Raw genomic sequence first — 15852 nt, 5'->3', positions numbered from 1 at the left:
TATTTCCTCGAAAGCCGGGAAAGTCCCGGCCGTTTGGAACGAGGAACGAGAATGGCGGACTCGCACGTAAGCGCATTGAGCGATGCCGACGCGGATATCGTGCGCCGCGTCGTGGCTGGCGATCTTCCGGCCTTCGAATTGCTGATGCGCCGCCATAACCGCCGCCTGTTCCGGCTCGCGCGCGCCACGCTGCGCAACGACGCCGGAGCGGAAGACGCATTGCAGGACGCGTATCTGAAGGCGTTCAGGGCGCTCGGGCAGTTTCGCGGCGATGCGGTACTCGCGACATAGCTCTCGCGCCTCGTGCTCAACGAGTGCTTCGCGAGGATGCGCCGCGAGGCCCGCCGCCAGAACCTGGCGCCAACGCTCGTGCATTGCGCCGACGACGAGCAGATGGCTTTCGACATGGACCCGATCAACGCTCACGACGATGTTGCCCCGATCAGGCGGCCTCCCGCGCGGAGATCCGCGCGCTGCTCGAACGCAAGCTCGACGCGTTGCCGGTGGGGTTCCGCCAGGTCTTCATGCTGCGCTCGGTCGAGGAGATGAGCATCGAGGAAACGGCGCAATGCCTCGGCATTCCCGAAGCCACGGTGCGCAGCCGCCATTTCCGGGCTCGCCAGATGTTGCGCGATGCGCTGGCCGAAGAGGTCGATCAACTGGGGCCGGCGCTATTCGAGTTTGGCGGCTCGTGCTGCGACCGCATCGTCGCGGCCGTGCTCGCGCGGTTGCGCGAGGAGTAGCAGCGTAGTGTCATTGACGCTGGTGGCGTCGATGTGTGTGTTACCGAACACACATGCCCGATCAATGAGCGTTCGCGTCCGCGAAAATCGGCGGAGAATTCACAAGTGCGGCGCCAGCCGGCCGCCGCTGCGCCTTTCTCCTCCGCGAGGTCCGCGATGATCTTTCGCCAGCTATTCGACTCCGTCTCGTCCACCTATACCTATCTGCTCGGCGATGCCGCAAGCGGCGAGGCGCTGCTGATCGATCCCGTCTACGAACAGGTGCCGCGCGATCTCGCGCTATTGCAGGAATTGGGCCTGCGCTTGCAGGCGACGCTCGACACCCACGTGCACGCCGACCATGTGACCGGCGCGTGGCGCATGCGCCAGCGCTGCGGCAGCGAGATCGCGCTCGCGGCCACGGTGAACGCAGAGGGCGTGAATCGTCCGCTGCAGCATGGCGACCGCGTGGCGTTCGGCAAGCGTTATCTAAGCGTGCGCGCAACGCCGGGGCATACGAGCGGCTGCCTGACCTATGTGCTCGACGACGAGAGCATGGCCTTCACCGGCGACAGTCTGCTGATTCGCGGCTGTGGCCGCACCGACTTCCAGGGCGGCAGTCCGCAGCAACTGTTTGTGTCGGTGCGCGAGCAGATCCTCACGCTGCCCGACGACTGCCTGCTTTACCCGGCGCACGATTATCGCGGCATCACGGTCACGAGCGTGGCCGAGGAGCGGCGCTTCAATCCGCGCCTGGGCGGCGACGTGGATCTCGGCGATTTCGTGGGCTACATGGACAACCTGAACTTGCCGCACCCGAAGCAGATGGCCATTGCGGTGCCCGCCAACCTGCGCTGCGGCAAGCCGGAAGGCGAAGCGCAGGCGGCGATGGAGACGCCCGACTGGGCGCCGCTGACCTTGCGCTTTAGCGGCGTATGGGAAATCGAGCCGATGGCGCTGCTCGAACATGGGGCCGATTTCCAGATCGTCGACGTGCGCGAGGCGCCGGAATTCATCGATCGTCTGGGCCATCTGCCAGGCGCCACGCTGGTGCCGCTTTCGCAGTTGATGGGCCGCCTCGACGAACTCGACCGCGAGCGGCCCGTGGTGGCGGTGTGCCGCTCGGGCGTGCGTTCGGCGCAGGCGAGCGTGCTGCTGGGCAAGGCCGGTTTCGGCAAGGTGGCCAACCTCGCGGGCGGCATGCTGCGCTGGAAGGCCGAAGGCTTGCCGGTTGCGACGGATAGCGTTTAACGCCGATTGCGTTCTTCAATCAATGCCCCAGCCCCGACCTGGCGATCTGCTGCTCGACGAATTGCGCGAATAGCGCGTGCATACGCGTGGTCGGATGGAGATTGTCGGCGAACATATAGGTCTGGTCCGCGTTGGGCGCGACGTAGGTAGGCCGCGAGCATAGCAGCGCGGTGTCGTCGGGCGTTTTGGCGGGGTCGCAGGCCTGCGCGGTGTTGGACACCGTGAAGCCGTTCGACTGGTAATTGGCGATCAGCTGCGTGGCCCACGTGTACGAATCGATCTCGATGACCTTGCCTTGCACGCCGTTGCTCTGCAACGCGGCATTCAACGTGGCGTTGAAGCGTTGCGACAGCTGGGTGAGATTCGCGCCGTGGTCGGCCTGGGCGATGCCCTTGGGCGAGAGGCCCACGTTCGGCACGTTGACCACCACGACATGCGTGGCGCCGCCCTGGACGATCTGCGCAACGATCTGGGCGAGCGTGGTGGCCGCCTGATCCACGGTCGCATTGGCGGCGGGCGGCGTGCCGGCCCGCAGCACGTCGTTCGATCCGGCCCAGACGAGCACCAGTTGATTGGCATTGAAATTCCCATGCGCGGACACGTAGCTCGAAAGCTGCTGAGTCACGGGCATTTCGACGTTGCCGATCACGTCGGAGAGAAAGTCGTACTGGTTGGCCGGCGTGGCCACGGTGGAGCCGCCTTCCGCATAGCCCAGACCGCTTTGCGCGCTGAGCTTGTGGTCGATGCCGATCGTGTATGCGGCGCTCAGGTTGTCGCCATAATACTGCGCGACGTTTTGTGTCCACACCTGGCCGGGATTGGTCGTGAAGCGTCCGCCGCCCACCGCGCCGGCTATTGGCGCATAGGTGCCGACATCGGACAGGCTGTCGCCGAAAGAGACGATTTGCAGATGCACGCCGCCAGGCGGGTTGGCCGCGCTGGGGCCTGGGCTGCTTTCGTCGCCTCCACCGCCGCCGCATGCCCAAAGCAGTGCAAACAGGATTGTCGACGTTATTGCAGAAGTTACACCGCGCAGGCAGTTGCCGGTTCGTTGCATCGCGCCTCCTCGCCGCCTGAGGCGGCCATGCCCGCTTTGGCGGGCTTGCGCGAGAAGAAGAGGCAAAAAGGGTGCCCGCCCCGGCCTGGTGCCTAATGACGAACGCGCTTCAAAGTCTCGCTGGGCATCTTGCCAAACGCGCTTCGGTAGTACTGCGCGAACCTGGGCATATGGCGAAAGCCCCATTTCGCGGCCACTGCGGCGACCGTGCAGGCGGGGCGGCGCTCAGCAGGTCGCGCAACGCACCGTTGAGCCGTGCATTCATGAACCACCGGCCCGGCGTCATGCCCACGCTGTTCTTGAAGATCATCTGGAGCGAGCGCTGCGTGTATCCGCTGCGCCTCGCGATATCGGCGAGCGAAAAGTCCGCCAGTTCCCCGGCGATGTCACCCGTGCTCGCGATGCGTTCGGCAAGACCCAGCGCGAGCCGCAAATCGCCGAGCACGAGGCGCTGATGCGCCATTGCACTGCTTCGGGCGCTCAGCAAACGATGCTCGATATGCCCGCCATAAACGACATCGAACGCTTGCTGTAATTCAAAACCCGAATAGTTCTGTCGCCAATAAACGGGCGGAGACGACACGTTGCACTCTCCTGGGGATTTTCGCTTTTTGGATAACGCATTTTATCCACCTCGATTATTTTACGTCCCAGTGATGCAACGATATTGGGCGCGAGGGGGAATAAGGTGCCGAGCGAATCCGGCAAGGCGACGATTCGCGTGGTCGAAGACGATGACGGTCTGCGCGATGCCCTGGCCGCGCAGCTTCGTTGTGCGGGCTACGAAGTCCGCACGTATGCGTCGGCGGGCGAGTTTCTCGTGAGTCCGCCGCTTGAGTGCCATGGCTGCATTCTGCTGGATCTGGTGTTGCCGGGGCCCGGCGGTTTGTCTCTTCAGCAGGCGTTGCTGCGTGAAGGCGATGTGTTGCCTGTTGTGTTCATGAGCGGGCACAACGATGTGGAGGCCGCCGTGAAAGCGATGAAGGCGGGCGCGGTGGATTTTCTGGTCAAGCCGTTCAGCTTCGATGTGCTGGTGGGCGCGCTGGAGGCGGCGCTTTCGGCGCGTGCAAACCAGGCGCCGCCGCCTGCGCCGTCAATCGAGTTGAGCGAGCGCGAGCGCTTTGTCCTGATCGCTATCGTCGGCGGATCGAAAAACAAGGACATTGCGCGCGAATTGCGCCTCTCCGAGCGGACCATCAAGCATTGCCGCGCCGCGCTGATGCAGCGCGTCGAGGCGAAATCGTTCGCCGACTTGTTGCGGTGCGCCGCGCCGATTGTCGGCTAGCGATGCGCCCGGCGCTGGCGGACTTCACCAACGCCATGGGTCATCAGGGCAACTGTCCCAGCGATTGCTGCAAGCTGACCAGATTGACGGGCACCACGCGAATCAGGCCGCCGCGCGGGCTGTCGATATCGGCGATCAACGACAGCGAAAGCGCGACCGTCACCGGCAGCACGAACATCAGCACGCGCCGGCCCGTCGTGCCGCGCGCGCCGTAGCCCTGCATGAGGTTGCTAAAAAACGCGATCGCCATCATCAAGCCCCACGCGGACACCGGAATGCGATTGAGCCAGGCCGCCTGTGTATAGCCCTGGGTATTCAGCACGTCGTTCATGCCCGACGCCACCATGGCCGTGACCGGGTTGGGCCGTTCCAGCGCCGCGCCGCGCACGCTCTGCCACAGTTGCGCCTGGAGCGCGGTGGTTTGGTTGTTGATCGCTTCGAGCTTGTGCCCATCGCGGGTTTTGTAGTTTTCGATGCGCAGTTCCAGATATTGGGCCAGCAGCGCCTTGATTCTGGGCGCGTCGGCGGGGCCCAGCAGATCGGCGCGCACATATTCGGTGCCGATTGCGTTGGCTTCTTCTTCCTCGTAGTTCTTGCGCTGGTCGTAACGGCTCACCGCCATCGAAAGCGTAAAGCCGATCAGCAACGCAAGCAGCGTAAGGGTGGCGCCTTGCACGACGTTGTAGTTGTCGCGCGCTTCGTCGGACATGGGAAACCTGCGCTGCATGACGAGCGTGCCACAGGCGGCCGCCGTGCTCAGCAACGCGACCAACACGACAAACAGAACTGCAGGGTGGTGAACGAGTTGAGCCATTTCTATCTCTCGAGCTTTATCTAATAGTTGGAGCCGGGCGTCAGGATTTTACGGTAACTGGCTCGTTTCTGGATATTGCTGCGTTGCGTGAAAAGCCAGCGTTTCGAATGAAATGCCTGGCGGGATTTTTAACGGCGATTGCCCTTAAGGGCAATAAATTGCCCTCAATACCTATGGCACGTTTATGCCGAATTACGAAAACTTGCATATCTGCCAAAGGACGATCTCTAAACGGTCGCGCCGCGCTTTGAGTTAGTTGCCTGCCTTTTGCCGGCTCGCTATTGCTCCTTTACTGAATCCGTTGGGCGATGCCATGAATCACATTTACCGTTTGTGCTGGAATCGTTCGCTTAGGCAATGGGTAGTCGCGTCGGAGCTTGCGACGCGGCGTGCTGGCAGAGGCGCGAGCCGAACCGGCAAGGGCTTCAGGCGCGTGTTGGCGTTGATCTTCGCAGCGGGCATGCCATTCGTGCTGATTGGTCCGGCGCTTGCCGCGGGCGCGCCCACCGGCGGCCAGATCGTTTCGGGCGTAGGTTCGATCAGCCAGGCGGGCGCGGTCACGACCATCCAGCAGGGCAGCCAGACGCTGCAGCTGAATTGGCAGAGCTTTAACGTCGGGGCCGGCAATACGGTCAATTTCGTGCAGCCGGGCGCGAACGCGCTGGCGGTCAACCGCATTCTCGGCAGCACGCCCAGCGCCGTGCTCGGCAACCTCAACGCCAACGGCCAGGTCTGGCTGATCAACCCCAACGGCGTGCTGTTCGGGCCGTCGGCGCGCGTGAATGTCGGCGGCATCGTGGCATCCACGCTCGACGTCGACCCGAACACGCTCGGCAGCAGCAAGCGGCGCTTTAGCGGCAACGGGCAGGGCAGCGTGATCAACCAGGGCTCGATCACGGCGGCCGATGGCGGCTATGTCGCGCTGCTCGGCAATCGCGTTTCGAACCAGGGGCTCATTAGCGCGCGGCTCGGCACGATCGCGCTGGCGGGCGGCAGCGCCGCGACCCTTACGTTCGACGGCTCGCGCCTCGTGCATATCCAGGTCGATGCGAGCACGCTCAACAACCTGGCCGAGAATAATCAATTGATGGTCGCCGATGGCGGCCAGGTGATCATGACCGCGGGCGCGAAGGACGCGCTGCTCGCGAGCGCCGTGAACAACACGGGCAAGATCCGCGCGCAGACCGTCGAGAACCGCGACGGCTCGATCGTGCTGCTGGGCGGCATGGAGTCGGGCACGGTCAACGTGGGCGGCACGCTCGACGCCAGTGCGCCAAATGGCGGCAACGGCGGCTTTATCGAAACTTCGGCGGCGCATTTCAACCTCGCGCCGGGCACGCGGATCACGGCGGCGGCGCCGCTCGGGCGCGCCGGCACGTGGCTCGTGGACCCGACCGACCTGACCATCGACGCCAATGCGGCCAGCACCATTTCGGGCACGCTCAACGGCGGCACGAACGTGGTCGAGCAGACCACGGCATCGGGCGCAACGGGCGCCGGCGTGCAGACTCCGGGCAATGGCGATATCACCGTTGCCGCGCCTATCAGCTGGACCAATGCGGCCGCGAGCCTGACGCTCGACGCGTACAACGCCATCAACGTGAACGCGGGCGTGAACGGCGCGGGTGGCGTGACAATGGGGGCGCACGGCGGCAACCTGACGATCAACGCGGGCGGCTCCATTGTCGGCGGCACCGGCGTCACGCTGGGAACCGGCGGCAACTTCGTGAACAACGCGGGCGCCGCAGCCGTGAGCACGGGCACCTCTGCGCCGTGGCTGATCTATTCGAGCGACCCGCGCCGCGACACCACGGGCGGCCTCACGCCTTCATACGTGCAGTACAACGCGCCCTATGGCACGACGCCGGCGGCCTCCGGCAACGGCTTCCTCTACAGTCTCGCGCCCACGATCACCCTGACGGGGCTGACCGGCAGCGTGACCAAGGTCTACGATGGCACGACCACCGCGCACCTGACCAACGCGAATCTCGTGACGACCGGCCTCGTGAACGGCGACATCGTCGCCAGCGCGACGGGCACCTACGCCACGTCCAACGCGGGCACGAACATCACGGTGAATTCGCCCACCACGTTCGCGGGCGTGGTGGTCACCACGGCGGGCGGAATCCCGGCCTACGGCTACCAGGCGAAGGGCCTGGCCTCGGCCGACATCGGCACGATCACGCCCGCGCCGCTCTCGGTCAGCATCGTCAACAACCCGACCAAGGTCTACGACGGCACGACCTCGGCGACGCTCCCGGCCAGCGATTACCAATTCACGGGATTCGTGGCCGGCCAGGGCGCGAGCGTGAACCAGGCGAGTTCGGTCTCGTACGCGAGCGCCAATGCGGGCTCGAACATCCCCATCAACGCGACCTTCACGTCGACCAACTTCGTCGCGAACAACGGCACCAACCTCGCGAACTACACGCTGCCGGCGACGGCGACGGGCATTGGCACCATCACGCAGGCGCCGCTGCTCATCAGCGGGCTGATCGCGAGCAACAAGGTCTACGACGGCACGCGGGCCGCCACGCTCAACACGAGCGGTGCATCGCTCTTTGGCGTGATCAGCTCGGACAGCGGGCAAGTCGCGCTGGATTCGAGCGGCGCGGCCGGCAATTTCGTGACGCCCAACGTGGGCAACGGCATTTCGGTGATCCCCTCGGGCTTCACGCTCACGGGCGCCAAGGCCGCCAACTACCAGATCGTGGTGCCCAGCTACCTGGCAGCGAATATCACGCCCAAGCTCGTGACGATCACGGGCGTGACGGCCAGCGACAAGGTGTACGACGGCACCACCACGGCGCCGCTGAACGTCAGCAATGCCACGATTTCGGGCCTCGTGCCCTCGGACGCGGGCAGCGTTTCGCTCTCGACCGGCGGGGCCGCCGGCACCTTCAGCCAGTCCAACGTGGGCAACAACCTGGCCATCTCGGTCAACGGCATGACGCTGGGCGGCTCGGCGGCGGGCAATTATTCGGTGGCGGGCATCACGGGGCTCACGGCGAACATCACGCCCGCGCCGCTGACCATCACTTTCATCGGCGCGCCGACCAAGGTCTACGACGGCACCGTCAACGTCGTGCTGAGCCAATCTGACTACACGATGTCGGGTTTCGTGGCGGGACAGAGCGCGACCATCGGCCAGGCCTCGGCAACTTATGCCTCGCCGAATGCGGGCACCAACATTCGCATCACAGGGAGCATCACGCCTTCGGATTTCGTGCCGGGCCCCGGCACGTTGCTGTCGAACTACTCGTTCCCGCCCACGATCACGGCCCCGGCCGGCACCATCACGCCCCAGCCGGTCCAGGTCAGCATCATCAACAACCCGACCAAGGTCTACGACGGCAACGACGTCGCCACGCTCGGCGCGAACAACTATCAGGTAACCGGAGCGATTCCGGGCGAGTCCATCACGCTCAACCCGTATCCGCCGTCCGGCACCTATGCGTCGTCCAACGTCGGCTACTGGGTGGTGACCTCGACCCTGCCGGCGGGCGACTTCCAGGCCGGGCCGAACACGCTGCTTTCCAACTACCTCTTGCCGACCACGGCAACGGGCTTGGGGACGATCGTGAAGCGGCAGATCAACCCCGGCACCTTGACGGCGCAGATCACGAACAACCCGTCGAAGACCTACGACGGCAACACCGTCGCCACGATTCCGGCCAGCGATTTCACTTTCAGCGGCTTCGTGCCTGGCCAGGGCGCGACGGTGAACCACACGATCACCGGAAGCTACGCGACCAAGGACGTGGGCCAGCAGCCGGTCACGGCGAGCCTCAACCAGTCCGACCTCACGGCCAACGCGGGCACAGACCTGAACAACTACTCGTTCCCGGTTTCTGCTTACGGGATGGGCTCGATTCTGCCGGCCCAACTGATCGTCACGATCGTCGGCAACCCGACCAAGGTCTACAACGGCGACACGATCGCGCGCGTGACCGGCAGCAACCTGCAGATCAGCGGCTTCGTGAGCGGCGAGGGCGCCAGCATCACGCCCACCGCGCAATTCACTTACGGCTCGGCGAACGTGGGCACGCGCCTCATCACCGGTTCGCTCGTGCCGAGCAACTACACGGCCAACAGCGGCACGCTGCTCAGCAACTACCTGCTGCCGACCACGGCCGTGGGTCCCGGCACGATCACGCCGGCGCCGCTGTACGTCATCAACACCTACGGGACCAACAAGGTTTACGACACGACCACCGCCGACACGCTCGACGTGAGCAGCGCGCAGCTCGCGGGCGTGGTGCCGATCGACAGCGGCAACGTCACGCTCAACACGTCCACGAGCGGCACGTTCGCGCAGTCCAACGTGGGCAACAACATCGCCGTGACTGCGAACGGTTTCAGCATTGCGGGCAGCGCGGCCGGCAACTACGTGCTGCAGCCGATCACCGGGCTCACCGCGAACATCACGCCCGCGCCGCTGATCGTGAACGGCGCGCTGGCGAACAACAAGGCCTACGACAGCACGACCGCCGCCACCATTACCACCACGGGCGCGACGCTCTCGGGCGTGCTCGGCAGCGACAACGTCTCGCTCGCCGCCGGCAACGCCTCGGGCACGTTCGCCACGCCGAACGTGGGCACGAACATTGCCGTCACAGCCAGCGGCTTCACGCTCTCCGGCGCGCAGGCAGGCAACTACTCGGTGCAGCAGCCGCAGAACCTGATCGCCAATATCACGCCGCGGCCGCTCACGGTCACCATCACCGGCGACCCGGTCAAGCAGTACGACGGCACGACTTCGGTGCGGCTCGCCCCTTCGGACTTCGGCATCTCGGGCTTCGTGGGCAACCAGAGCGCCACCGTCACCCAGACGGCTTCGAGCGGCTATTTCTCGCCGAACGTGGGCACCAACATCGGCATCGGCGCGACGCTCGAACCTTCGGACTTCTCAGCGGCGCTGGGCACGAACCTGTCGAACTACGCGCTGCCGACCGAGGCCACCGGCCCGCTCGGCCAGATCACGCCGAAAATCATCAACCTGACCGGCACGCGCGTCTACGACGCCACCACCGGCGCGAACGCGAGCCTGTTCCTGACCAGCAACGGCGTGATCGACGGCGTCAACGGCCAGACGCTGGGCCTGACCGGCTCCGGCGTGCTGACCACGAAGAACGTGGGCAAGCAGCAGCCGTTCGCGAACCTCGGGACGCTCGCGCTCACCGACGGCAGCGGCCTCGCGAGCAACTACACGCTGGCGGGCGGCACCGACTGGGTGACCATCACGCCCGCGACGCTCACGGTGCTCAACACGACTGCGGACGACAAGGTCTACGACGGCAACCGCAATGCGAACCTGCATAACGCGCTGCTGAGCGGCGTGCTTGGCAGCGACGCCGTCACGCTCGGCAACGACACGGCCGGCCTGTTCGACACCAAGAACGTGGGCAACAACAAGCCGGTGTCCACGAGCATGACGATCTCGGGCACCGATGCGGGCAACTACGTGCTGGTGCAGCCCACCGGCATTACCGCGAGCATCACGCCGCTGAACGGTGCGGTCATCGTGGCCACCGGCAAGGACAAGCAGTACGACGGCACGACCACCGCGCAAGTTGGCTTGAGCAGCACCGCCGTGGTGGCGGGCGACCAGGTGAGCTTCACCGATACGGCCGCCAACTTCTCGCAGTCGGACGTGGGCGCCAACCTCGCGGTGCACGTGAGTGGCATTACCGCGAGCGGCGCGGACGCGGGCAACTACGTGTTCACCAACACCACCGCGGACACCACCGCGAACATCACGCAGCGCATCCTGAATCTGCAGGGCACGCGCGTCTACGACGCCACGGCCAGCGCGGTCGCGACGCTATTCGGCAGCAACGGCGTGCTCCAGGGGCAGAACGGCGAGACGCTCACGCTCTCGGGCACCGGCGCGCTCACGGACAAGAACGTGGGCAACCAGAAGGCGTTCGCGTCGGGTGGCCTTGCGGGCTATACGTTGACCGGCAACGGCGCGGCCAAGGCGAGCAACTACACGCTCGTGGGCGGCACCGACTGGGTCACGATCACGCCCGCGCTGCTGACCGTCGCGGGTACCACCGCGCAGAACAAGGTGTACGACGGCAACACCAACGCGGTGCTGCAGAATGCGACACTTCTGGGCGTGCTGGGCACGGATAACGTGGTGCTTGGCAACGACACCCAAGGCCAGTTCTCGGACAAGAACGTCGGTACCCACAAGCCCGTCTATACGAGCATGACGATCTCGGGCTCCGATGCGGGCAATTACACGCTCAGCCAGCCCGGCGACATTTTCGCGGACATCACCCAACTCAGCGTCAACGTGGTGGCGCAGGCCGACAACAAGGTCTACGACGGCAACACGAACGCAACGGTCCACCTGAGCAGCCCGGGCGTCATTGCGGGCGACAACGTGACCTTCAGCCAGACATCGGCCAATTTCGGCACGAAGGACGTGGGCACGGGCAAGCTCGTGACGGTGCTGGGCATCAGCGAAGGCGGCGCCGACGCGGGCAATTACACGTTCACGAATAGCAGCACCACGACCACGGCCGACATCACGCCGTACGTGATCAATCTGACGGGGCAGCGTGTCTACGACGCGACGACCAATGCCAACGCGAGCCTGTTCGCGCCGGGCGGCACGGTCAATGGCGTCAATGGTGAAACGCTCGCGCTGACCGGCTCGGGCGTGCTGAACGACAAGAACGTGGGCACCCAGAAGCCGTTCACGCTCAATACGCTCGCGCTCGGCGACGGCGCGAATGGCGGCCTCGCCAGCAATTACATGCTCCTGGGCGGCAACGACTGGGTCACTGTCACGCAGGCGCCGCTCATTGTCACCGGCACCACGGTGAACACGAAGGTCTACGACGCCACCACCAACGCCACACTGAGCGGCGCGACGCTGTCCGGCGTTTTCGCGGGCGACACGGTAACGCTCGGCAACGACACCACGGGCACGTTCTCGGACAAGAACGTGGGCATCGGCAAGAACGTAACGGCTGGCACGATGACGATCAGCGGGACCGACGCCGCCAATTACACGCTGACGCAGCCCACCGGCCTCACCGGCGATATCGTTGCGCGTCCCATCGTCGTGGATGCCACCGCGCAAAACAAGACCTACGACGGCAATACCAGCGCCACGGCATCGGTCGGCACCAACGGCGTGCTGGCGGGCGACACGGTGAACTTCGGCTTCAGCGGCGCGACCTTCGACACGGCCAACGCGGGCACCGGCAAGACGGTGACGGTGAACGGCATCGCCGGCACTGGCGCGGACGCGGGCAACTACGTCTACAACACCACCGCGACGACCACGGCGAACATCCTGCAAGCCGTGCTGAACCTCACCGGCACGCGCGCGTACGACGGCACCACGGCCGCCGACGCGAGCCTGTTCGGCGCGAATGGGACGCTCACGGGCGTGAACGGCGAGACGCTGTCGCTCACGGGCTCCGGCGTGCTGACGGACAAGAACGCGGGCGTCCAGAAGCCGTTCGCGAACTTCGGTTCGCTCGCGCTCGGTAACGGCACGGGCCTCGCTAGCAACTACACGGTCGTGGGCGGCACCGACTGGGTGACGGTGACCCCGCTGCAAGTCACTTTCACTGCGAGTGCGGATAGCCGCTACTACAACGGCACGAGCGTGGCCACGGCCAGGGTCACGCCCACGGGCGTGCTCGCAGGCGACAACGCGACTTTCAGCGTGAGCAGCGCGACCTTCGCCTCGCCGAACGCGGGCCTCGCCATTCCGGTCACCGTGAACATCGCCGCGAGCGGCTCGGATGCGCAGAACTACACGTTCGCCAACACCGCGACGACGGCCGCGGACATCTATCAATATGTGCTGACCCTTCAGGGCACCCGTATTTACGACGGCACCACCAGCGCCGCCGCAACGCTCTTCGGCAACAACGGCGTGCTCACCGGCGTGAACGGCGAAACGCTCACGCTCTCCGGCGCCGGCACGCTCGCGAGCAAGAACGTGAACCCGCAGCAGGCGTTCGCCGCGAATGGCCTGGCGGGCTACACGCTCACGGGCAACAATGGCGCGCTGTCGAGCAACTACACGCTCGGCACCGGCCAGGGCGACTGGGTCAACATCATTCCGAAGCCGCTCTCGATCACCGCCACGGGCCAGAACAAGGTCTACGACGGCACCACGGCCGCGACGCTCAGCAGCCTCACCGTGAACGGCCTCGTGGCGGGCGACAACGCGAACGTCTACTACCAGTCGCCGACCTTCGCCCAGGCCAACGTCGGCGCGGCCATTCCCATCTCGGTGAGCCTGTACGCCGACGGCGCGGACATCGGCAACTACTCGTTCGGCAGCAAGGTCGTGACGACGAGCGCGGACATCACACCGCGCCTGCTTACGATCACGGCCAGCGCGCAGAACAAGACCTACGACGCCACCACCACGGCGACGCTCAACGGCCTGAGCGCATCCGGCTTCGTGGCGGGCGAGAGCGGCACCTTCACGGCCGCAGGCGCGAACTTCGTCACGCCGAACGCGGGCAACGGCATCGAGGTCGACGTAACGGGCATCACAGGCACCGGCCGCACGCTCTCGAACTACACGTTCGGCAATACCGCGACCACCACGGCGGACATCTATCCGTACGTGCTGAGCCTGCAAGGTCAGCGCGTCTACGACGGGACCGTTGGCGCCGCGGCAGGCCTGTTCGGCGCCAACGGGACGCTCACGGGCGTGAACGGCGAGACGGTGGCGCTCACGGGTTCCGCCAATCTGCAGGACAAGAACGTGGGCCTGCGCAAGCCGTTCGCGGACCTTGGCACGCTCGCGCTCGGCAACGGCACGGGCCTCGCCAGCAATTACACGCTGGCTGGCGGCAACGACTGGGTGACTGTCACACCGAAGGCGCTCACGATCTCTGCCACGGGTCAGAATAAGGTCTATGACGGCACCACGGCCGCGACGCTCGGCAGCTTCACCGTGCAAGGCCTCACGGGCAACGACAACGCGAATGTCGGCCATGGTCCGGCCAACTTCGCCACGCCGCACGTGGGCCAGAACATTCCAGTTACGGCGAGCCTGTTCGGCATCGGTTCCGATATCGGCAACTACACGTTCGCCAACACCGTGACGACTGCCGCCGACATCACGAAAGCACTCCTGACGATTACGGCCAGCGCGCAGAACAAGGTCTACGACACCACGACCAACGCGACGCTCAATGGCTTGACCGTGACCGGGCTGATTGGCGGCGATACCGCTTCCTTCTCGGCCGGCAGCGCGAACTTCGTTACGCCCAACGCAGGCACCGGCATCACGGTGAACGTGGCGGGCATCACGGGCACGGGCAGCGGCCTCGACAACTACTCGTTCAACACGACCGCGACCACGACCGCCGACATCACGCCGTACATCCTCAATCTCACGGGCTCGCGCGTCTACGACGGCACGAATATCGCCGACGCCCATTTGTTCGGCAGGAACGGTGTGCTAGACGGCCTGAACGGCGAAACGCTGAAGCTGGTCGGCAATGGCACGCTCGCGAGCCGCAACGTGGGCGAGAAGCTTTTGCTCACGGCGGGCGACCTGCACCACGCGCTGATCGGCAACGGCTCGACGCTCGCCAGCAATTACACGCTGGTCGGCGGCATCGACTGGGTCACCATCACGCCGCTCAACGTCACCGTGAATGCAACCGGCGTGAACAAGGTCTACGACGGCACCACGGCCGCTTCGGTCGGCCTCGCGAGCAACGGCATCCTGAGCGGCGACAACGTGAGCTTCGGCGCGCAGTCGTCGAATTTCGCCATGCCAAATGTGGGCAACGGCATCGCGGTGGCCGTGAACGGCATCACGGCGAGCGGCGCGGACGCGGGCAACTACTCGTTCAACACGTCCGCGACCACGGCCGCGAACATCACGCCGTACGTCCTCAGCCTCACCGGCAGCCGCGTGTACGACGCGACCACCGGCGCAGCGGCGAGCCTGTTCGGCAGCAACGGCGTGCTCCAGGGCGTGAACGGCGAAACGCTCACGCTCTCGGGCACCGGCGCGCTCGCGGACAAGAACGTGGGCAACCAGAAGTCCTTCGCGGCGGCCGGGCTCTCGGGCTACACGCTGACCGGCAACGGCGCGGCGCTCGGCAGCAACTACACGCTCGCGGGCGGCGTGGACTGGGTCACGGTCACGCCCGCGCCGCTCACGGTAGTGGGCACGCAGACGACCAACCGCTTCTACGACGGCACCGTGCTCGACCCGCTGTCCGGCGCAACGCTTTCGGGCGTGCTGGGCCAGGACAACGTCGCGCTCGGCAACGACACCGTGGGCTACTTCAACAATCCGGCGATCGGCTTCGGCAAGCCGGTGAGCACGGCGATGACGATCAGCGGCGCGGATGCGGGCAACTACGTGCTCCAGCAGCCGAGTGGCCTCACCGCCAATATCATCGCGCCCGAGTCGCCGATCCCGCTGGGCTCGATCGCGTACGCGCAGTCGACGGCCGGGCCACAGGGCGTCTCCACGCCGTACGGCACGGCCTCGGACAGCGATCAGGGCAACTACACGGGCAACCAGAAGCAGGAAGCGCATCCGAATGAGCGCAATGTGGCGCGCTCGGACTTCCATCCTGGGCTGGCGCTCACGGTCCTGAACGGAGGCGTGCGGATGCCCGCGAACTAAGAGGCCCTCCGGGTGGAGGAGAAGAACGACGCGCGCGCGGCAGCGCGACTCGAAGCAACATAAAGCGATACAAAGCGACCCAAG

General features: G+C 65.4%; 7 protein-coding genes and 1 pseudogene. 5 read left to right on the top strand and 3 right to left on the bottom strand.

The window, feature by feature from the left end; translation table 11 throughout:
• Window positions 1-51 precede the first annotated feature (51 nt).
• Both NH14_RS18195 and NH14_RS18190 read left to right on the top strand, forming a co-directional pair.
• A pseudogene (locus tag NH14_RS18195) lies at window positions 52-743 on the top strand (RNA polymerase sigma factor).
• A 156-nt stretch (window positions 744-899) separates the two neighbouring features.
• Complete coding sequence (locus tag NH14_RS18190) at window positions 900-1973, top strand: rhodanese-like domain-containing protein (RefSeq protein ID WP_035530516.1); 1074 nt, start codon at window positions 900-902, stop codon at window positions 1971-1973.
• A 19-nt stretch (window positions 1974-1992) separates the two neighbouring features.
• Here NH14_RS18190 and NH14_RS18185 read toward each other — a convergent pair whose 3' ends face one another.
• Window positions 1993-3030, bottom strand: a complete 1038-nt coding sequence (locus NH14_RS18185; RefSeq protein WP_035530514.1) for an SGNH/GDSL hydrolase family protein — start codon at window positions 3028-3030, stop codon at window positions 1993-1995.
• Between the two features lie 92 nt (window positions 3031-3122).
• Window positions 3123-3302 carry a helix-turn-helix domain-containing protein gene (locus NH14_RS34120; protein ID WP_407947154.1) on the bottom strand — a complete coding sequence of 60 codons (180 nt, stop codon included), beginning with the start codon at window positions 3300-3302 and terminating at the stop codon, window positions 3123-3125.
• Here NH14_RS34120 and NH14_RS33545 point away from each other — a divergent pair.
• Together NH14_RS33545 and NH14_RS18175 are read left to right on the top strand one after the other, a co-directional pair.
• Window positions 3294-3485, top strand: coding sequence for a hypothetical protein (locus NH14_RS33545; RefSeq protein WP_237179667.1), 192 nt, complete (start codon window positions 3294-3296; stop codon window positions 3483-3485). The two genes, NH14_RS34120 and NH14_RS33545, sit on opposite strands and share 9 nt — an antisense overlap.
• Window positions 3486-3718: 233 nt before the next feature.
• Entirely contained in the window at window positions 3719-4315 is a 597-nt protein-coding gene (locus NH14_RS18175; protein ID WP_035530511.1) for a response regulator transcription factor, read from the top strand.
• 43 nt (window positions 4316-4358) lie between these two features.
• Here NH14_RS18175 and NH14_RS18170 read toward each other — a convergent pair whose 3' ends face one another.
• On the bottom strand, window positions 4359-5129 hold the full coding sequence (locus NH14_RS18170; RefSeq protein ID WP_035530509.1) for a bestrophin-like domain: 771 nt from the start codon (window positions 5127-5129) through the stop codon (window positions 4359-4361).
• A 313-nt stretch (window positions 5130-5442) separates the two neighbouring features.
• On the opposite strand from NH14_RS18170, the gene NH14_RS18165 reads away from it, so the two are divergent.
• Window positions 5443-15768 carry a YDG domain-containing protein gene (locus tag NH14_RS18165; protein WP_152617226.1) on the top strand — a complete coding sequence of 3442 codons (10326 nt, stop codon included), beginning with the start codon at window positions 5443-5445 and terminating at the stop codon, window positions 15766-15768.
• Window positions 15769-15852: the final 84 nt, after the last annotated feature.

It is taken from the genome of Paraburkholderia sacchari, from assembly GCF_000785435.2.
In the GTDB taxonomy this organism is placed as follows: Bacteria; Pseudomonadota; Gammaproteobacteria; order Burkholderiales; family Burkholderiaceae; genus Paraburkholderia; species Paraburkholderia sacchari.
This window is presented reverse-complemented; position numbering and strand designations above follow the sequence as displayed.

Excerpts from the sequence above, each read along its gene's own strand:
- NH14_RS18170 (WP_035530509.1), bottom strand. The coding sequence starts at position 5,129 with ATGGCTCAACTCGTTCACCACCCTGCAGTTCTGTTTGTCGTGTTGGTC.
- NH14_RS18165 (WP_152617226.1), top strand. The coding sequence starts at position 5,443 with ATGAATCACATTTACCGTTTGTGCTGGAATCGTTCGCTTAGGCAATGG.
- NH14_RS33545 (WP_237179667.1), top strand. The coding sequence starts at position 3,294 with ATGAACCACCGGCCCGGCGTCATGCCCACGCTGTTCTTGAAGATCATC.
- NH14_RS18190 (WP_035530516.1), top strand. The coding sequence starts at position 900 with ATGATCTTTCGCCAGCTATTCGACTCCGTCTCGTCCACCTATACCTAT.
- NH14_RS18185 (WP_035530514.1), bottom strand. The coding sequence starts at position 3,030 with ATGCAACGAACCGGCAACTGCCTGCGCGGTGTAACTTCTGCAATAACG.